20 protein-coding genes are annotated in these 17,765 nt (G+C 68.9%); 18 read left to right on the forward strand and 2 right to left on the reverse strand.

The genetic code is table 11. The features are described 5' to 3' along the window. Positions 1 to 37: 37 nt before the first annotated feature. From EPN29_00350 to EPN29_00365, 4 genes are read left to right on the forward strand one after another with little or no spacing between them, the layout of a single operon-like run. Positions 38 to 910, forward strand: a complete 873-nt coding sequence (locus tag EPN29_00350) for an ABC transporter permease (GenBank protein ID TAN35108.1) — start codon at positions 38 to 40, stop codon at positions 908 to 910. Positions 911 to 935: 25 nt separating this feature from the next. Next, positions 936 to 1,808: an ABC transporter permease gene (locus EPN29_00355; protein TAN35149.1), complete on the forward strand. Its 873-nt coding sequence runs from the start codon at positions 936 to 938 to the stop codon at positions 1,806 to 1,808. A 36-nt stretch (positions 1,809 to 1,844) separates the two neighbouring features. Further along, positions 1,845 to 2,420 (forward strand): sigma-70 family RNA polymerase sigma factor, encoded by a 576-nt coding sequence (locus tag EPN29_00360; GenBank protein ID TAN35109.1) that lies wholly within the window; start codon positions 1,845 to 1,847, stop codon positions 2,418 to 2,420. 49 nt (positions 2,421 to 2,469) lie between these two features. Next, complete coding sequence (locus tag EPN29_00365) at positions 2,470 to 2,688, forward strand: hypothetical protein (protein TAN35110.1); 219 nt, start codon at positions 2,470 to 2,472, stop codon at positions 2,686 to 2,688. Here the strand turns inward: EPN29_00365 and EPN29_00370 are convergent. Beyond that, positions 2,685 to 3,656, reverse strand: a complete 972-nt coding sequence (locus tag EPN29_00370) for an ornithine cyclodeaminase family protein (GenBank protein ID TAN35111.1) — start codon at positions 3,654 to 3,656, stop codon at positions 2,685 to 2,687. The genes EPN29_00365 and EPN29_00370 overlap by 4 nt on opposite strands. Here EPN29_00370 and EPN29_00375 point away from each other — a divergent pair. From EPN29_00375 to gcvH, 6 genes are all read left to right on the forward strand, one after another. Further along, positions 3,577 to 4,947 (forward strand): homoserine dehydrogenase, encoded by a 1,371-nt coding sequence (locus tag EPN29_00375; protein TAN35112.1) that lies wholly within the window; start codon positions 3,577 to 3,579, stop codon positions 4,945 to 4,947. The genes EPN29_00370 and EPN29_00375 overlap by 80 nt on opposite strands. Positions 4,948 to 4,955: 8 nt before the next feature. Further along, positions 4,956 to 5,999, forward strand: coding sequence for a threonine synthase (locus tag EPN29_00380; protein TAN35113.1), 1,044 nt, complete (start codon positions 4,956 to 4,958; stop codon positions 5,997 to 5,999). 44 nt (positions 6,000 to 6,043) lie between these two features. Next, positions 6,044 to 6,856, forward strand: a complete 813-nt coding sequence (locus EPN29_00385) for a homoserine kinase (GenBank protein TAN35114.1) — start codon at positions 6,044 to 6,046, stop codon at positions 6,854 to 6,856. Next, positions 6,853 to 8,064 (forward strand): aspartate kinase, encoded by a 1,212-nt coding sequence (locus EPN29_00390; protein ID TAN35115.1) that lies wholly within the window; start codon positions 6,853 to 6,855, stop codon positions 8,062 to 8,064. Before EPN29_00385 ends, EPN29_00390 begins: the two co-directional genes overlap by 4 nt. Next, positions 8,065 to 9,078: a redox-regulated ATPase YchF gene (ychF, locus tag EPN29_00395; GenBank protein ID TAN35116.1), complete on the forward strand. Its 1,014-nt coding sequence runs from the start codon at positions 8,065 to 8,067 to the stop codon at positions 9,076 to 9,078. A gap of 181 nt (positions 9,079 to 9,259) precedes the next feature. Beyond that, complete coding sequence (gene gcvH, locus EPN29_00400; GenBank protein ID TAN35117.1) at positions 9,260 to 9,634, forward strand: glycine cleavage system protein GcvH; 375 nt, start codon at positions 9,260 to 9,262, stop codon at positions 9,632 to 9,634. 7 nt (positions 9,635 to 9,641) lie between these two features. Here the strand turns inward: gcvH and EPN29_00405 are convergent, their stop codons facing one another. After that, positions 9,642 to 10,199 carry a zinc ribbon domain-containing protein gene (locus tag EPN29_00405; protein TAN35118.1) on the reverse strand — a complete coding sequence of 186 codons (558 nt, stop codon included), beginning with the start codon at positions 10,197 to 10,199 and terminating at the stop codon, positions 9,642 to 9,644. 282 nt (positions 10,200 to 10,481) lie between these two features. Here EPN29_00405 and EPN29_00410 point away from each other — a divergent pair, with 282 nt between their 5' ends. From EPN29_00410 to EPN29_00445, 8 genes are all read left to right on the forward strand, one after another. Then, complete coding sequence (locus EPN29_00410) at positions 10,482 to 10,841, forward strand: hypothetical protein (GenBank protein ID TAN35119.1); 360 nt, start codon at positions 10,482 to 10,484, stop codon at positions 10,839 to 10,841. Between the two features lie 66 nt (positions 10,842 to 10,907). Next, positions 10,908 to 11,411, forward strand: coding sequence for a DUF1003 domain-containing protein (locus EPN29_00415; protein ID TAN35120.1), 504 nt, complete (start codon positions 10,908 to 10,910; stop codon positions 11,409 to 11,411). Further along, complete coding sequence (locus tag EPN29_00420; GenBank protein ID TAN35121.1) at positions 11,408 to 12,676, forward strand: ArsA family ATPase; 1,269 nt, start codon at positions 11,408 to 11,410, stop codon at positions 12,674 to 12,676. The genes EPN29_00415 and EPN29_00420 overlap by 4 nt, the downstream gene beginning before the upstream one ends. Next, positions 12,673 to 12,927 carry a hypothetical protein gene (locus EPN29_00425; GenBank protein ID TAN35122.1) on the forward strand — a complete coding sequence of 85 codons (255 nt, stop codon included), beginning with the start codon at positions 12,673 to 12,675 and terminating at the stop codon, positions 12,925 to 12,927. The genes EPN29_00420 and EPN29_00425 overlap by 4 nt, the downstream gene beginning before the upstream one ends. Further along, entirely contained in the window at positions 12,924 to 13,634 is a 711-nt protein-coding gene (locus EPN29_00430) for a site-2 protease family protein (protein TAN35123.1), read from the forward strand. The genes EPN29_00425 and EPN29_00430 overlap by 4 nt, the downstream gene beginning before the upstream one ends. Next, the gene (locus EPN29_00435) at positions 13,580 to 14,947 is read left to right on the forward strand and encodes an L-seryl-tRNA(Sec) selenium transferase (GenBank protein ID TAN35124.1); all 1,368 of its coding nucleotides are present in this window, start codon (positions 13,580 to 13,582) and stop codon (positions 14,945 to 14,947) included. Before EPN29_00430 ends, EPN29_00435 begins: the two co-directional genes overlap by 55 nt. Beyond that, positions 14,944 to 16,830, forward strand: coding sequence for a selenocysteine-specific translation elongation factor (gene selB / locus EPN29_00440; protein TAN35125.1), 1,887 nt, complete (start codon positions 14,944 to 14,946; stop codon positions 16,828 to 16,830). Before EPN29_00435 ends, selB begins: the two co-directional genes overlap by 4 nt. 37 nt (positions 16,831 to 16,867) lie before the next feature. Next, positions 16,868 to 17,740: a methylenetetrahydrofolate reductase [NAD(P)H] gene (locus EPN29_00445; protein TAN35126.1), complete on the forward strand. Its 873-nt coding sequence runs from the start codon at positions 16,868 to 16,870 to the stop codon at positions 17,738 to 17,740. Positions 17,741 to 17,765 lie beyond the last annotated feature (25 nt).

Genomic DNA, 17,765 nt, shown 5'->3' on the forward strand with positions numbered 1-17,765 from the left:
GGCAGCTCAGCTCGGGGTGGCGGTCAAGGAGAACGTAATGGGGCGGCCGGCGCTCCGCCTCCGCTGGGGGCGGGCGCTGGCGCCATACCTGCTCGTCCTCCCGGGCGGGGCCTGGCTTTTGCTCCTCTTCGTCCTGCCGATCGTCACCCTCGCCATCACCTCGCTGCAGTCGGGGGACTTCATCACCGGTTTCGTATTCAGCTGGAACTTCGCCAACTACCCGCTGGGGCTGCAGATCTACTCGGAGCAGTACGTCCACGCGCTCGAGTACGGAGGGTCGGCGACGATCGTGGCGCTGGTCGTCGCCTATCCCGCGGCCTACTGGATCGCCTTCCACGCCGGACCCCGCAAGTCCGCCTATCTGCTGGCGGTCCTGCTCCCCTTCTTCGTCTCCTTCGTGATTCGCACCCTGGCCTGGGAAACCCTGCTCAGCGACAACGGCCCGCTCCTCGCACCGCTCAAGGCGATCCACCTGCTGCCCGAGGACGTTCGCGTCCTCGCCACCCCGGTGGCGGTGACCGGCGGCCTCGCCTACACGTTCTTCCCCTACATGCTGCTGCCCATCTACGCCTCGCTGGAGAAGGTCGACCGCCGGCTGGTCGAGGCCGCGGGGGACCTGTACGCCAACCGCTACCAGGTTTTCCGGCGGGTGATCCTTCCCCTGTCCATCCCCGGCGTCTTCGCCGGCGTGCTGCTGACGGGCATCCCGGCGGTGGCTGACTACGTGAACCAGGACATCCTGGGGGGCGTGGGCACGACCATGGTCGGGCGCGTGATCGAGCAGCAGTTCGAGGTCAACACCAACTATCCGCTGGCGGCCTCCCTCGCCTTCATCCTGATGCTCGGCCTGCTGGCGATGTTGCTGGTCTATCAGCGCCTCTTCGGGACCGAGGAGATCATGGGTGGTTGAGGAGGTGCGCGGGGCGATCGGGCCGATGCCCGCCCAGGCCCTCCCGCGCGACCCGGCGCGCCGCCCGGCGGCCGGCGTGCGCGCACGGCGCCGGTTCCGGCTGGGCTCGCTGCTCCTGCCCGCCTACACCCACCTGGTGATGCTGTGGCTGTTCGCGCCCATCATCGTCATGGTGCTCTACGGGTTCAACAACACCCACGGCCGGCTCAACATCGTGTGGTCGGGCTTCACGCTCCGCTGGTACGCAAATCCCTTCTCGATCCCCACCATGACCTCGGCGCTGGTCGTCTCGCTCATCACGGCCACCCTGGGCATGGTGATCTCGACCGTCCTCGGGACGATGATCGCCCTTGCGGGTCACCGCTACCACTATCGCGGCCGGACGATTCTCGACGCCGTGATGGTGCTCAACATCGCCGCCTCCGAGGTCGTGATCGGCTCCGCCATGCTGACGCTGTTCATCTCCGCCAGCATGCCGCTCGGGCTACCCACCATCGTGCTGGCCCAGGTCATGTTCTCGATCCCGTTCGTGGCCATCACGGTGCGGGCGCGGCTGGCGGGCTTCGACCCGTCGCTCGAGGAGGCCGCCCAGGACCTCGGCGCCTCTCCGCTGTGGACCTTCTTACTGGTGACGCTGCCCGTCATCTTTCCGGGCGTTCTGGCGGCGGCGCTTCTGGCCTTCGCCCTCTGCATGGACGACTACGTGATCACCAGCTTTGTTTCCGGCAACACCCTGACGTTTCCGCTCTGGGTCTACGGCGCGACCCGGTACGGCGTACCGCCCCAGGTCAACGTGGTGGGTACCTTCATCTTCGTCGGTGGCGGGCTGGTGGCGGTCACGGGCGCGCTGGTCCGAAGCTGGCGCAGCCGCCGCCTCGCGAAAGAGGCGGCGCTCTGACCTGCGGCTCGATCAGCCGGCCGCCCGGCACACCTCATATCGAGCGCTCAAACTTGTCGCGTGTCCGAGAGCAGGGAGCTCGACCCGGCGACTCAGTTCCGGCAGCTCTACGACCAGGAATATCTCTCGGTCTTCCGCTCGATCCGTGCCGTCGTCCTGGATTCAGCCGCCGCTGAGGACCTGACCCAGGAGACCTTCGTCCGGGCTTACCGAGCCCGCCACCGATACACGCCCACCGCGCCGCCGGGGGCCTGGCTGCGACGGATCGGAATCAATCTCGCGATCTCCCATCTGCGCCGGCAAAAGCTCGCGCGCTTTTTGCCCGCGCGCCTGTACGTGGCGCCCGACCGGCGCGACTACGATCGGGCCGAAGCCCGGGATGTGGTCGAGAAGGCGATGGCGGCCCTGAGCCCCAAGCTGCGGGCGGCGGTGGTCCTCCACTACTACGAAGGCATGACCCGCGAGGAGATCGCGTCGGTGTTGGGAGTGCCGGCGGGAACGGTGGCGTCCCGAATCGCCAAGGCGGTGGCGATCATGCGAAAAACCATCGGGAGCGATCAAGATCGGGACCCTGGGCGTTCGAGAAGTGAAGGTGCCCTACGTGGAAGATAAGACCACACGGGGAGGGTCGAGCGCGCCCTCCGAAGAAGACCTCGGCCGGATGATCCGGACGGCAGTGGATTCATGGACGCCACGGCGAGGTCCGGACTGGTCCGACGTCCTGATCCGCCTCGCGAGCGCCGGTCCGCCGCCATGGCTGGTGTACACCGCGGCCAGCGCCGCCCTCGTGCTGATCCTGGTCACCGCCTTCCTGGTCGGCTCGGCTCTGCAGCTCGGGGCACTGGGTCCGCAGCCCGTGCCCGCCAACCTCCACCACTAGAACAGGCTCACCTCTTCGCCCACGCGCCGCTCCCTGGCGGCCGCGAGCACGACCGAAGCGGCCGCCAGGTCCCACAGCGCCAGGCCGTGCGACTCGAACAGCGTTATGCCCCGCTCGCCCGGAGGCGTCCATTGGCCCGCGAGCACCGCCCCCAGCTCAACGGCCCGGTCCCACTCGAACCGGCCCGCCTCGCGGGCCTGGATCAGGTCCCCGCTCTCGAGTTGGGCCGCGGCCAGCTGATCGACCACCACCGTTTGCGCCCTGGCGACCAGGCCGGCCGGGATTTCGGCCCGGTGGCGGAAGTTCGAGCCGGCGCCGACGACCACCGCATGCGGCTCGACCCACTCGTCCTCGATGACCGGGCGGGGGCTCGTGGTCATCGTGATGACCACGTCGGCGCCGCGAACCGCGAGCTCGGCGCTGGCCGCCGCGATCGCCGGCACCCCGAGCTGGTCGGCCTGGTCGCGGGCGAACCGGGCCCGGCGCTCCTGGTCGCGGCTGAAGACGCGAAGCTCTTGGATCTCGAGCACGCGTGAAACCGCCAGCGCCTGGGTGGACGCCTGCCAGCCGGTGCCGATCAGGGCCACAGTCGCGGGGCCGGGAGGCGCCAGCGCGTTCACCGCGACGGCCGTCGCGGCGCCGGTGCGGTAGGCGCCCAGGAAGTCGGCTTCGATCAGAGCCTGCAGGGAGCCGTCCAGGCCGAACAGCACGACCAGGAACCGCACCCGGCCGTCAGCGACGGAGTAGGCCTTGAGCCCGGTGCAGCCCGCACCGGGGTAGGAGGCGAACATGACGTTGAGCCAACCGCCGGGCGCGGACGCCCGCCGGCGAGGCTCGTTCTGAGCGGCGCCCTCGCCCAGCTCGGTCATCGCGGCCCGGACCGCGGCGATGACGCCGTCCATGTCGATGAGCTCCTGGACGTCGGCTTCGCGCAGGATCAATGCCATGGCAGGGAGAATAGCGCCCATGACTCAGCGTCCCCTGAACGTGGGGCTCATCGGACTCGGCACCGTCGGCTCGCAGGTGGCCGAGCGGCTGCTCACGTGGGGGCCGCAGCTGTCGCGCCGCGCGGGCGTCGAGCTTTGCTTGCGGCGCGTCCTGGTTCGCGACCTCAAGAAACGGCGTTCGGTCGAAATCTCCCCCGAGTTGCTGACCACCGACCCGGGCGCCCTGCTCGAGGACCCGGCGATCGACGTCCTGGTCGAGGTGGCGGGTGGGGACGAGCCGATGCACGGATACCTGGAGCGCGCCATCCGCGCGGGCAAGCACGTGGTCACCGCGAACAAGGTGGTCATGGCCAAGCACGGGCCGGAGCTGCTCGACCTGGCGGCGGAGAAAAACGTCGATGTCTACTTCGAGGCCGCGGTCGGGGGCGGCGTTCCGCTCATCAGCACATTCCGCACCGACCTGCAGGCGAATCGAATCGAGCGGGTGTCGGCGGTCATCAACGGAACCACCAACTACGTGCTCGGGCGCATGGCGGCCGCGGGCCTGTCGCTCGCCCAAGCCGTCAGCGAAGCCCAGGCGGCGGGGTATGCGGAGGCCGATCCCACCGACGACGTCGGCGGTTATGACGCCGCCTACAAGCTGGCCATCCTCGGATCGATCGCGTACGAGATCAAGGTGCGGCCGGACGAGATCTTCCGTGAGGGCATCGAGGGCATCGAGCCGGTCGACTTCCGGTACGCGCGCGAGCTGGGCTACGCCATCAAGCTGATCGCGCACACCCAGCGGCACCCCGGCCGGGTCGAGGCTCGCGTGCATCCGGCGATGATCCCGCTCGACCATCCCCTGGCCCGGGTCGAGGGCGCCGAGAATGCCGTTTTCGTCGAGGGCGACCTGGTGGGCCAGGTGCTGCTCGCCGGCCAGGGTGCCGGCGGCCGGCCGACCGCATCGGCCGTGGTCGGCGACCTCATCGACCTGGCCCGGTCGATCAGGCGAGGTGTGCAGAGCCGGCCGTCGTTCAGCTTCGACGACCGCATCGGCGTCATCCCGATGGGCGAGGTGATGACGCGCGCGTACTACCGGATCCGCGTCGACGATCGCACCGGGGTGCTGGCGGCGATCGGCCAGGTGTTCGCGGAGGAGGGCGTCAGCATCTCGAGCTTCATACAGAAGGACGCGTGGTCACAGGATCGGACGGTCGAGCTGGTGGTCACCACCCATCCGTCGCCTGACGCCAGCCTGCAGCGCGCCCGGGAGCGGATGGCAAAGCTGGGCCCGGTGCGCGCCGTGTCCTCCTTCATCCGGGTCTTCTAGGCAAGCCGTTGGGCGTCATTGCCCGCTATCGCGAGCACCTGCCGGTCGGCCCCTCCACTCCGGAGGTCGATCTCAATGAAGGGTCGACGCCGCTGGTGCCGAGCCGCAACATCGCCCGGGCGCTCGGACTGAAGCACCTCTATTTCAAGTACGAGGGCCTCAACCCGACCGGCTCCTTCAAGGACCGTGGCATGGTCGTGGCGGTGGCGAAGGCGCTGGAGGCCGGGAGCAGGGTGCTCGTGTGCGCGTCGACCGGCAACACATCGGCCTCGATGGCCGCCTACGCCGCGCGCACCGGCCTCCGAGCGATCGTGGTCGTCCCCTCGGGCGAGATCGCGCTCAACAAGCTCTCGCAAGCGCTCATGTACGGCGCCAAGGTCGTGGCGCTGAAGGGCAACTTTGACAGGGCGCTGGATACGGTCCGCGAGCTGGCGAGCCACTACCCGGTCGCCCTGATGAACTCGGTCAACCCCCACCGGATCCAGGGCCAGAAGACGGCGGCTTACGAGATCGTCGACGCGCTCGGCGACGCCCCGGACTACCTGGTCCTGCCCGTCGGCAACGCGGGCAACATCACCGCGTACTGGAAAGGGTTCCGCGAGTATCACGCGGCCGGCCGCGCCACACGCCTCCCGCGCATGGTCGGAGCTCAGGCCGAGGGCGCGTCGCCGATCGTGAGCGGTCACCCGGTCGCCAATCCGAAGACCGTCGCCTCGGCCATCCGCATCGGCAACCCGGCTTCTTGGGAGGGCGCGACCACCGCCCGTGACGAGTCCGGCGGCATGATCGCCGCCGTCTCCGATACCGAGATCCTTGCCGCCCAGATCCGGCTCGCGAACAGCGAGGGCCTCTTCGCGGAGCCGGCCTCGGTGGCCCCGCTCGCCCTGCTGTTCCGGCTGGTCCGCGAGCGCAAGATCGAAAAGGACGCGACCACCGTCGTGGTGCTCACCGGTTCGGGGCTCAAAGATCCCGATGCGGCGCTGAAGAATGTCGAACCGCCCATCGAGCTCGACGGCGACGCGCGCACACTCGCTAAGGTCTTGAAGCTGTGAGGACCTGGCGGCGCTGTACGGTCCGACCTGGAGTGGCGCACTAGATGCGCGTTCGCGTCCCGGCGTCCATCGCGAACATCGGCCCCGGCTTTGATTGCATGGCGATGGCCGTCGACCTCTGGCTCGAGGTCGAAGCCGAGGCGGCCGAAAAACCTTCATGGGACTTCGAGGGCGAGGGCGAGGAATACCTCGCCGCTCACGAAAACCCCTTCACCCGGCTGCCGATGCGCGGACGGGTGCGCAGCGAGATCCCATTGGGTGTGGGCCTCGGCAGCAGCGCCGCCGCAAGGCTGGCGGCGTCGGCGCTCAGCAGCCCATGGGACGTGAAGAGCCACGTCATCGACGCGGGCGCCGACGAGGGTCACCTGGACAACGTGGCCGCGGCCGCCGCCGGCGGCATCCGAATCGTCTCCGATCACGTCGATGAGAAGCTGCCCAACCCGGGCTGGGGCCTGGCGCTGTTCGTCGCCCATGCCCCATTGCCGACGGAGAAGGCTCGCTCGGTGCTGCCGGACTCGGTGTCGATGGGCACGGCTTCCTTCAACGCCGCGCGCACCGCTCTTTTGGTCCGCGCGATCATGTCCAAGCGGCCCTCGCTGCTGGGCGAGGCGATGCGCGACCGCCTGCATCAGCCCCACCGACTGCACCTCTATCCATGGACCGAGGAGGTGATCCGGGTCGCGGAAGCGGCGGGCGCCTACGGCGCCGCGATCTGCGGAGCGGGCCCCAGCGTGTTCGCCTTCTGTGCCCCTTCGCAAGCGTCGCGCATCGCCGTGGCGATGGCGGCCTCGCATCCGCAGCATGGACGTTCGATGGTCACCCGCATCACCGACAGGGGCATGTTCAGAACCCTGTGATCGTCCAGAAATACGGCGGGACCTCGGTCGGCACGGCGGCTCGCATCCGGCGGGTCAGCCGCCGCATCGCGGCCAGCGTGAAGGCAGGACACAAGGTCGTTGTCGTGGTCTCCGCCATGGGCCACACCACCGACCGGCTCATCGCGCTCGCCCAGAGCGTCAACCCCGAGCCGCCGGCACGCGAGCTCGACATGCTCGTCGCCAACGGCGAGACGATCACCGCTCCGCTGGTCGCGATGTGCCTGCAGGGCATGGGTGTGCCCGCGGTCTCGCTCTCAGGGATGCAGGCGGGGGTCCGCACGAGCGCGCATCACTCGAGAGCCCGCATCCGCGACATCAAGCCGGACCGCATCCTCAAGACGCTTCGTGAGGGCAAGGTGGCGGTCGTGGCCGGCTTCCAGGGGGCCACTGAGGACCTGGAGGTGACGACTCTGGGGCGTGGCGGATCCGACACCACCGCGGTCGCGCTCGCGGCGGCGCTCAAGGCTGAGACCTGCGAGATCTACACCGATGTTGATGGGATCTTCACGGCGGATCCGCGAGTGGTTCGCTCAGCGCGCAAGCTCAGCCACATCCAGTACGACGAGATGCTTGAGCTGGCGGCGGTCGGGGCGCGCGTCATGCACCCGCGCGCCGTCGAGATCGGTGCGCTTTACGGCGTGCCGATCCACGTCCGATCCAGCTTTCGCGCCGGCGTCGGTACCATGATCGTCGACCACGTCCCCATGGAAGAAAGACAGCGAGTGCGCGGCATCGCGCAGGAAACCAACGTCGCCAAGATCACTGTCATCGGTGTGGCCGACCGCCCCGGCGTGGCGGCCGCGATCTTCGAGCCTTTAGGCGCGGCCGGAATCTCGGTCGACGTCATCGTCCAGAACATCGGCCGCTCCGGGCACACCGACCTCACCTTCTCGGTCGCCGAATCCGATTTGAAGGCCGCCGAGAAACTGGTGAGGGCGGCGGCCGGCAAGGTGGGGGCGACCAAGGTCTCATCCGCGGCGGGGATCGCCAAGCTGTCCATCGTCGGGACCGGCATGCTCGGCACGCCGGGGATCGCGGGCCGCATGTTCCGGGCGCTCGCCGACGCGGGCATCAACATCGAGATGATCAGCACGTCGGAGATCCGCATCACGTGCATGGTCGCGCGCGACCAGGTGGACAAGGGCGTCCGCATCCTGCACAAGACGTTCGAACTGGACGTCGAATAGTTGCCCGTCAGTGTCGCCGTCGTCGGCCCGGCGGGGGCGGGCAAGACCACGCTTTTCGGTGCGCTCACGGCGGGGCGCGGCGCCGACGGGGTGGGCATGGTCGATGTCCCGGACGAGCGCCTGGCGCGGCTCACGGCCGCGGTCAGCCCGGCCAAGACGACCGCGGCGCAGGTGCGGGTCGAGGACACTCCTCCCGGCAGCCGCGCCCAGCGCGTCGCTTTCGCGCGCCAGGCCGACGTGCTGGTCAAGGTCGCCCGCTGCTTCGGCCCCAACCCTGACCCCGCGGTCGAGCTGGAGGAGCTGGCGCTCGACCTGGTGCTGGCGGACCTCGCCTCGGTCGAGAAGAGGCTGGACGTCGTGGCCAAGGAGGCGCGCGTGGGCAAGAAGGACGCCCAGAGCGAGCACGACGTCCTCACCGCCGCCAAGGCGCACCTGGACGCCGGCCGGCAGCTGCGGACGATGCCGGTGGACCCCGAGCAGCGCGCGCTGCTCCTGGGGATCTTTCCGGTGACCCTCAAGCCCTCGGTGTATGTGGCCAACGCCGCGGACGAGCTGCTGCCCGGAGGCGGCGAGGCCGCGGCCAAGGTGGCCAGGCTGGCGGCGGCGGAGGGCGCGCCGGCGATCACCCTGTCGGCACGGCTCGAGGCGGAGCTCGGCGAGCTCGATCCCGCCGAACAGGCCGAGATGCGGGCCGGCTATGGCATCGATGAGTCCGGCTTGGGCCGCATCGCGCGAGCGGTGTGGGAGGCGGGTGGACTCATCACCTATTTCACCGCCGGCGAGCCCGAGGTGCGAGCGTGGCCGTGCGAGCAAGACGCGCCGGCGCCGATCGCCGCCAGCAAGATTCACACCGACTTCGAAAAGCACTTCATCCGCGCCGAGGTGACCTCGGTGGATGAGCTCGTGGCGGCGGGTTCGATGGACGCGCTGCGCGCGGCGGGGAAGCTGCGGGTGGAGGGGCGCGACTACAGGGTCAAGGACGGCGACGTGGTCTTCTTCAGGATCGGGCGATAGGTCGAGCTCACAAAAGAGTCGTTCCCCCGATCATCTGCCAAAGCAGGCTCGCCAGCCAGACAAGTACCGCCGCTACCGCGATCAGGAGCAGATACCGCATGCCCTGTCTAACGCCGGCGACCCGTGGTGACTTGCGATCCTTGAGGGCCCTGCGTGCCTCCTGCTGCCTCACAATTCACGCATGGCCCAGCTTCGTTTCAGCGGGGCTCACGTGTGGGTGAGGGTGGATGGGCCGGAGGCGGTGCTGGGCCTCAGCGACTACCTTCAGGACCAGATGGGCGAGATCACCGCGCTCGACCTGCCGGATCTCGGCGACATCCTCCGCGCCGCCCGTCGCATGGGCCATGTCGAGTCCGACGAGGCGTCTTCGCCCATCGAGGCGCCGATCAGCGGCGAGGTCGTCGAGGTCAACGGCGAGGTGTTGGAAAACCCCGACATCGTCAACAGCGACCCGTATGGCAGCGGCTGGCTGCTGCGGGTTCGCATCGAAGACCCAGGCGAGCTCGAAGACCTGATCAGCGAAGAGGAGTACGCGGAGCTGACGACCGAGGTCTGAGCGCCCCTCAGGAGACTCCGTACGCCTGGCGCGTCGTGCGCCTCAACAGCAGGATCAACATCGGAACCCCGACCAGGACCAGCGACCATGCCGCGGCGACGATGACGGCGGCGATCCAACCCCAGGCCCGGAACTTTCTCAAGCCGTAGTAGGCGGCCGCGTGCAGCGCCGCCGCCGTGCCTTCAAGCAAAAAGACCAGCACCGATTCGACGGCGAGGACGGTGGAGACGTCCTTCGTGATCCCCGCATTGGTCAGCGCCTGGCGCAGCTCGTCCCGGCCGGTGGGGGCGGCGACGATGGCGGCGAACTGCACGAGCTGGATCAACCAGAAGACCGCGCCGGCGGCGAAAAGCAACGGCAGCCAGCGCAGGCGGGGGGGAGCCGCCGGTCGCGGCGGCGCCGGGCCGAACGGCTGGCTGCCGGCTCCGGGCGGAGGGCGCGAAGACGAGTTCTCTTGCGGCGGCGTCCATCGCTCCGTGCCACAGCCCGGGCAGTGGCGGTGTTCGGCGGCGAGCTCCGCACCGCAGTTGATGCAGTGGCTCACGGGCATGGGGGGACGGCTCATGTCGCCATGATGTTAATGGCCCTTGACACCAACTACATTCAGGGCTATAACTAGGCGTGGGACACAACATATCGTAGCCAACGTTTTACCCCGTTGAGTCCCCACGCCCAACGACAGGCAGGCGGACAACCCCCCAAAGTCGCACCCCACGACCCCGAACAGGCTTCCCCCACCGCCTGCCTGTTCCGTGGCCGGCACGGCATGATCCTGCCACGTGCAGCCCGCTCCGTGGGGTGTTGGACCAGACACGCGTCGCGCTGTCTCTCCTAGACTTCCAAGCTTATGAGCCGAAAGGGCAAGAAGAAGGGTCGAGGCAAACTCAAGCCGCCGGTCCGGCCCGCCGGACCGCTGACGCCGGGTGCGGGCGCGGGAGCCCCGGCCGCCGCCCAGCGCGGCGTGTCGCAGGCCCGAATCGGAGGCGACCAGTCCCTGGTGCGCGCGGTCGAGATGTCGCTGGGCGCTCGCAACCAAGCGGTCAAGCGCCGTGGCGGCAGGTTCATCGTCGAGTCGGCCGACCCCGCGATCCCGCTCGACCGCGTGCCTTACTTCACCAGGGACCTGGTGAGACTGGCGGTGGTCGGCGTGGCCATGTTGGTCCTGCTGGGGCTCGGGTCGATCGCGGTGCCTGCCCTCGTCAGGTAGGCCCTCGCCGGATCCGGGCCCCAGAAATGGACAGGGTCCGGCCCAGACATTAGAGTTCGTGGCGGCATGTCCGTGCGGACCAGCGACTCCGGCAACAAGGCGCTCAAACACATTCTTCGCACGCGCAAGCTGAAAGCGGTGGACCACCGGCATCCCGTCAACCAGGTCCACCACGACGAGGCCACCCTCGGTGAGCGGGTCGCGGACAAGGCCGCGGCGGGCATCGGGTCCTGGACGTTCCTGATCATCCAGACGGTAGCAGTCGCCTGCTGGGTCAGCCTCAACGTCGTCGGGTTCGTCAGCCACTGGGATGCATTTCCGTTCATCCTCCTCAACCTGCTCTTCAGCGTGCAGGCGGCTTACACCGGACCGGTTCTCCTGCTGGCCGGCAACCGCCAGTCGCAGAAGGACAGGTTGACGCTCGAGCATGCCGCCGAGGAGGCGGAGAAGGCCGACGTCCAGAACGTCGAGATTCTCAAGGCCATCGAGAAGAACACCGAGTTGACGCTCACGATCCTTCGCCACGTCGAGGCGCTGGTCACAGACAGCCTGGCCCAGCCCAAAGGCTGACCGTCGGGGCTCCGCCTCGCGGATACACTCAGCGCGTGCGGGTCATCCTCTTCACGGGTAAAGGCGGCGTCGGCAAGACCTCGGTCGCCGCGGCCACCGCCGTCCGGTGCGCGCGGGCGGGGTACCGCACGGTCATCATGAGCACCGACCCGGCCCACTCGCTCGGCGACTCGTTTGACGTCGAGCTCGGCTCCGACCTGACGCCGATCTCGGACAACCTGTGGGCGCACGAGGTGTCGTCTCTGCACGAGATGCAGCGCCACTGGGTCAAGCTGCACGAGTACGCGGTCGAGGTCTTCGCCACGCAGGGGCTGGACGAGGTCGTGGCCGACGAAGTGGCGAACCCGCCAGGCATGGACGAGATCGCCTCGTTGATGTGGATCAAGCACTACGCCCAGCGCGCGGAGCATGACGTGCTGATCGTCGATTGCGCGCCCACCGGCGAAACGCTGCAGCTCCTGACGTTCCCCGACGCCGCCAAGTGGTGGCTGGACAAGATCTATCCCTGGGAGCGTCGCGCCATGAAGGTGGCGCGACCGGTGCTGCAGCCGATGATGGGCATACCGCTGCCATCGGACGAGGTCTACGCCTCGCTCAAGGACCTGCTCCTGGACCTGGGCGGCATGAGGAAGGTGCTCACCGACCCGGCCACGACCACGGTTCGAATCGTGCTCAACCTCGAGAAGATGGTCGTCAAGGAAGCCAAGCGCGCGTATACCTACCTCAGCCTTTTCGGCTACCTCACCGACGCGGTCGTCGTGAACCGCCTGCTTCCGAGTGAGCTGCACGATGAGCTGTTCCAGAGGTGGCAGCGCATCCACAAGCGCTACCAGGTCGAGGTCGAGCAGTCGTTTGCGGGCATCCCGATCTTCAACGTGCCGCTGTTCGACCGCGAAGTGGTGGGCGAGAGCATGCTCTCGCGGATGGCCGAGGAGACCTACGGCGATCGCGATCCTGCCCAGCATTTCGCGACCGCCAGCCCGCAGCGGATCGACAAGGAGGGTGCAGACTACGTCCTGGCCTTGAAGGTGCCGTTCGCGGACCGATCGTCGGTGGACCTCAGCCGGCACAACGGTGAGCTGTTCGTCACGGTCGGCAATTACCGCCGCGAGATCGCACTGCCGCGAGTTCTGGCGCAGCGTGACACGTCGGGCGCCACCATCCATGACGGCGAGCTCCGCGTCAGATTCACGCGGAAAGAGGCGCGAGCCGGCGCCGGCGGCTCGGCCCCATCACCGGACCTCGCTCCCAGGGGCAAGCGATGAGCCGGGACGGCGAGCGAGTGATCGAACTGGCCAACGAGCTGGGCTCGCGAATCAGCCATCTGCTCTCGGACATGGTCCCGCCATCGGCGCAGGTGCACCTGCTGAACGCCCAGCGCGAGCTGATCACGGCGCTGGTGCTCATGTACGAGCACCGGGTCACCGCACCGCCGGGCCAGCGGTCGCGAGCGGCTGCCTCCACGCGGCGGGCTCGCAGCTCGCCGAGGCGGGTCGGCAAGATCCCCATCGAGTGAGCCAATTCGTCGCGTTCGTCCTGGGGGCCCTGCTCCTGGTACCCGCGCTCCTGGTCGCCATCCCGGTGCACGAGATGGGACATGCCGCGGCGGCGTACCTCCTGGGCGACCGGTCGGTGCGCTACTTCGGCTACTTCTCATTGAGCCCGCGCCGGTTTCTCGACCCGCTGGGCGTGATCGCGGTGTTCCTCGCGCTGGTCGGTTGGGGCCGGCGCGTCCCCGTGCAGCCCAACCGGATCCGCACCCCCGGCCAGCACGTGATCCACGAGCTGGGCGGCCCGGCGGCCAACCTGCTCGTCGCCGTCGTCCTCGGCTTTGCTTGGCGAGCGCTCAGCCGAATGGGCATGGAGTCGTCGTACGACCTATCGCCCGGAATCATCGGCGCCGCGCTCTACGTGATCGTCTTCCTGAACCTTTCGATCTTCGCCTTCCAGCTCCTGCCCATCCCCGGACTGGACGGTTGGAACGTTGTCGAAAGCCTGTTTCGCAACCGTAACCCGCGCTTCTTCTTCCAGGTTTCGACGCGGAGGCGGGAGGTCTGGATCGGGCTCGTGGTGGTGCTCTTGCTGTTCCAGATGTTCCAGGGCGCCAACCTGCTGGCCCTCGTGATGTCGCCCTTCTACACGCCGGCGAGCCTAATCTCATTGGGCGGATGCAGCGGCTACGCCATACCCGGGTTCATCGGACTGTTTCCCTGCCTGCTGTAGGGACGCTGGTCAACGAGCCGGCCTACGCCGGGCTGGTCACCGAGTTCGGCCGGGCGCGCGTCGTCGATGCGATCCGAGAGCAGATCGCCGCCGAGCGTGAAGGCGGCGCGGCGGACGCCGGCGAGCGCCTGCTGCGGGTGGTCGAGCGGCTGCGCTCCGACATCGCGCCCAGGCTGCGGCACGTGATCAACGCCAGCGGCGTGATCCTGCACACCAACCTCGGGCGAGCGCCGCTCTCACCCGCCGCGGTTGCAGCCCTGACCCTGGCGGCCGGCTACACCAATCTCGAGCTGGACATCGACACCGGTCGTCGCGGCGAGCGCGCCGCGCTGCTGTCCGGGGTGCTCACGGCGCTGTTCGGCTGCGAGGCGGCGCTGGTCGTCAACAACAACGCCGCCGCCATCCTGCTCGCGCTGACCGCGCTCTGCAAGGGCAAGGAGGTGATCGTCTCCCGCGGCCAGCTCGTGGAGATCGGCGGTTCGTTCCGCATGCCGGACGTGATGCGGCTGTCGGGTGCACGGATGGTCGAGGTGGGGACCACCAATCGCACGCGGTCTGCCGACTACGAGGCCGCCATCGGTCCGCGGACCGCGGCGCTCCTGCGGGTGCACACGTCCAATTTCCGAGTCACCGGATTCACCGAGTCCGCGTCGCTCGCGGAGCTGGCGAAAGTCGCCCACGCTCACGACCTCGTGCTCATCGACGACCTGGGCAGCGGAGCGTCTGAGGCGATCGGGGATGAGCCCACCGTCTTTGAATCCCTGAGGTATTGCGATGTGGTCACCTTCTCGGGCGACAAGCTGCTCGGTGGGCCGCAGGCCGGTGTCGTGCTGGGTCGCGGCGATGCCGGGGTGGCAGCCGTCCGCAGGATGTCGAAGCATCCGCTCGCCCGCGCCGTGCGCATCGACAAGCTGACGCTCGCCGCGCTGGAGGCCACCCTCAGGCAGAGGCGGACCGGGCACCTGGACGAGATCCCGGTCGAAAGGATGCTTGGCGTCGCGGTCCAGGAGGTGCGCCGCCGAGCGGCCCTGTGGTCCGTCAAGCTCATCGAGCGGGGGGTCCGCACGACGCTGGTTGAAGCCGAGTCCGCGGTCGGCGGCGGCTCGCTGCCCGGACACGGGCTGCCGACGGTGCTGGTCGCGCTCGACGGCCCGGCCTCACGCCTGTCGGCCGCCCTGCGGCGCGGTGAACCGCCGGTAATCGCACGCATTGAAAAGGACGCTTGTTGCATCGACCCGCGCACGGTGTTGAGGGGCGAGGACGAGGCCTTGATCGATGCCGTGGAGGCGGCGGTCGGGAGCCTGGGCCGGTGACCGCCGGTTGGGTCCCCTCACCCGAGCCCTCCCCCTTCCAGCGGGAGGGAGGTTATGTCGTCGGCACGGCTGGGCACATCGACCACGGCAAGTCGACGTTGATCACAGCCCTGACCGGGATCGACCCCGACCGGCTCGCCGAGGAGAAGCGGCGCGGGATGACGATCGACCTCGGCTTCGCCCACATGAGGCTGCCGAGCGGCCGCGAGGTGGGGATCGTTGACGTGCCGGGCCACGCGCGCTTCATCCACAACATGCTCGCGGGGACACACGGCCTGGACGCCGTGCTGCTGGTCGTCGCGGCCGACGAGGGCGTCATGCCGCAGACGCGCGAGCACGTCGAGATCGTCGATCTGCTCGAGGTGCGGCGCGGCCTGGTCGTGCTGTCCAAGGTCGACCTGGTGGACAGCGCCTGGCTCGATCTCGTCACGAGCGACGTGGTGGAGGCGCTGAAGGAGACGTCGCTGGCTGGAGCGCCCGTGCTCCCGGTCTCGGCGGTCAGCGGCCATGGACTCAGCGAGCTCGCCGCCGCCCTGGACGCGCTGCTCGACGCCGCCGAGCCGAGGACGGACATCGGCCGGCCGCGGCTTCCGATCGACCGCGTCTTCACGATGAGCGGCTTCGGCACGGTCGTCACCGGCACGCTCGTCGACGGCCCGCTGCGGGTTGGCGACGAGATCGAGGTGGTGCCCAGCGGCCGAAGGGTGCGGGTGCGCGGGCTGCAGAGGCATAACCGCAAGGTCGAAACCGTCACGCCGGGCAACCGGGTCGCGGCGAACCTGACCGGGGTCGAGAAGAGCGAGCTGACAAGGGGCGACGTCCTGGCCCGGCCGGGCACCCTTCGAGCGACGCGCCGTGTGGATGCGACGGTGCGCGTGCTCGCCTCGGCTCCCCAACCTCTGCGCCACGGGGTGGAGCTGCTCCTGCACACGGGCACGAGCGAAGTCGGGTGCAGGGTCATCATGCTCGAGGGCGACGCGATCGCCGCCGGTGGTCAGGGGTGGGTGCAGCTCTACTTCGACCGCGCCATCGCCGCCGCGGCGCAGGATCGTTTCATCCTGCGCATCCCCAGCCCGCCGTTGACGCTGGCGGGCGGCCGGTTCGTCGACGTCGCGCCGCGTAAGCACGCACGCCACGACAGCGCGGTGCGCGAGTCACTGGACCGTCGCGCCGCCGGCAACGTCCTGCAGGAAGAGCTGCGCAAGTACCCGCGAGGCGTCACCGCGGCCGCGCTGCTCAGGGCGACGATGGCGGCCGAAGCGGACGTCGATGGGCTCCGGGCCAGGCGGCTTGGCGACTGGCTTTACGGCGACGACGCATGGCGTGCGATCGCCGACCGCGCCGCTCGCGAGCTCGAGGCGTACCACCAGGCTCACCCGCTCCGGCCCGGCATCCCGCGCGAAGAGCTGCGCAGCCGCCTGGGGGTGCCCCCCGCGTCGTTCCCGGCCGTCCTCAAGGGCCTGCTCGAGGACGGCCGCATCGAGGAGAGGGATGGATCGATCGCGGCTCCGAGCCATCGCGTCGTGCTCGAGGCTGAGGTCGGTCCGGCCTCCGATCTGCTGAAGGTGCTGGGCCGCCAGCCATTCGCTCCGCCGTCCTTGACCGAGGCGATGCAGGAGACGGGCGCCAGCGTCGAGATGGTGCGTGCCCTCACCCAGAGGGGCAGCGTCGTGCGGGTGAGCGACGAAGTGGCTTTCACCAAAGACGCGTACGACCAGGCCGTCGCCATGGTGAAGGAGCTGATCGCGATCAGCGGGTCGGTGACCGTGGCGCAGCTCCGCGATCGCTTGGGCGCGAGCCGCCGGCCGGTGCTCGCCCTGCTCGAGCACCTCGATGCGCAGCGACTGACACGCCGCGTCGGCGACGCCCGCGTCCTGCGCTGAAGATGTGAACCCGGCCGCGATTGGTAATCTTCCGGCCATGCGCATTGCGGAGATGCTCGCCCGCAGCCGCCCCAGCATCTCGTTTGAATTCATGGCCCCGCGCGACGAGACCGAGGTCGACATCCTGGAGCGGACGATCGCCGCGCTGGCAGGCCATGCGCCCGACTGGGTGTCCGTCACCTACCGGCTCCGCACGGGCGAGAAGACGCTCGAGCTGGTGACGCGGATCAAGCGGCAGTACCACATCGAGGCCATGGCGCACCTGACGTGCGCCAACTCCGTGGACCGGACGCGCCGGGTCCTCAACTGGATGGAGAAGGAGGGGGTCGCCAACGTGCTGGCCCTGCGCGGAGATGCGCAGAGCCCTGATCAGCCGTTCAAGGCGGCAGACCCGCAGCTGACTCACGGCAGCGACCTGGTGGCGTTCGTGCGCGGCAACGGCTATCGGTTCGGCATCGGCGCCGCCTGCAGCGCGGAGAAGCATCCCGAGAGCCCGGATCTCGAGCACGAGTTTCGCTATCTCAAGCTCAAAGTGGAGTCCGGGGCGGACTTTCTGATCACTCAGCTCTTCTTCGACAACCGTTTCTACTTCGACCTGGTGGCGCGGGCCCGCGCCGCCGGCATCACGGTGCCGATCGTCCCGGGCCTCATGCCCGTTCCCAGCCGCCGTTCGCTGGCGTTCATGACCGCCATGTCCGGCGCCACGGTGCCGCCAGCGCTCCAGGCTGAGATCGATGCGCAGCCCGATGACGACGCGATCCGCCTGGTCGGAGTGCGCCACTGCATCGCCCAGTGCGTGGAACTGCTCGAGGCGGGCGTCCCCGGCCTGCACTTCTACACCTTCAACCGCGCCCGCGGGCCGATGGCGATCCTGGCCGCGCTCCGAGGCCAGCAGCTGCTCGCCTCGTGAATTCGCCCGACCGCTAACCTAACCC

Source organism: bacterium, from assembly GCA_004299235.1.
Classification (GTDB): Bacteria; Chloroflexota; Dormibacteria; order Dormibacterales; family Dormibacteraceae; genus SCQL01.

Bases quoted from the DNA above. Each gene is read 5' to 3' on its own strand.
- EPN29_00385 (TAN35114.1), top strand. From the start codon at position 6,044: ATGCGCGTTCGCGTCCCGGCGTCCATCGCGAACATCGGCCCCGGCTTT.
- EPN29_00410 (TAN35119.1), top strand. From the start codon at position 10,482: ATGAGCCGAAAGGGCAAGAAGAAGGGTCGAGGCAAACTCAAGCCGCCG.
- EPN29_00375 (TAN35112.1), top strand. From the start codon at position 3,577: ATGACGCCGTCCATGTCGATGAGCTCCTGGACGTCGGCTTCGCGCAGG.
- EPN29_00355 (TAN35149.1), top strand. From the start codon at position 936: ATGCCCGCCCAGGCCCTCCCGCGCGACCCGGCGCGCCGCCCGGCGGCC.
- EPN29_00425 (TAN35122.1), top strand. From the start codon at position 12,673: ATGAGCCGGGACGGCGAGCGAGTGATCGAACTGGCCAACGAGCTGGGC.
- gcvH (TAN35117.1), top strand. From the start codon at position 9,260: ATGGCCCAGCTTCGTTTCAGCGGGGCTCACGTGTGGGTGAGGGTGGAT.
- EPN29_00405 (TAN35118.1), bottom strand. From the start codon at position 10,199: ATGAGCCGTCCCCCCATGCCCGTGAGCCACTGCATCAACTGCGGTGCG.
- EPN29_00350 (TAN35108.1), top strand. From the start codon at position 38: ATGGGGCGGCCGGCGCTCCGCCTCCGCTGGGGGCGGGCGCTGGCGCCA.
- EPN29_00445 (TAN35126.1), top strand. From the start codon at position 16,868: ATGCGCATTGCGGAGATGCTCGCCCGCAGCCGCCCCAGCATCTCGTTT.
- EPN29_00415 (TAN35120.1), top strand. From the start codon at position 10,908: ATGTCCGTGCGGACCAGCGACTCCGGCAACAAGGCGCTCAAACACATT.
- EPN29_00365 (TAN35110.1), top strand. From the start codon at position 2,470: ATGATCCGGACGGCAGTGGATTCATGGACGCCACGGCGAGGTCCGGAC.
- EPN29_00435 (TAN35124.1), top strand. From the start codon at position 13,580: ATGCAGCGGCTACGCCATACCCGGGTTCATCGGACTGTTTCCCTGCCT.
- EPN29_00370 (TAN35111.1), bottom strand. From the start codon at position 3,656: ATGGGCGCTATTCTCCCTGCCATGGCATTGATCCTGCGCGAAGCCGAC.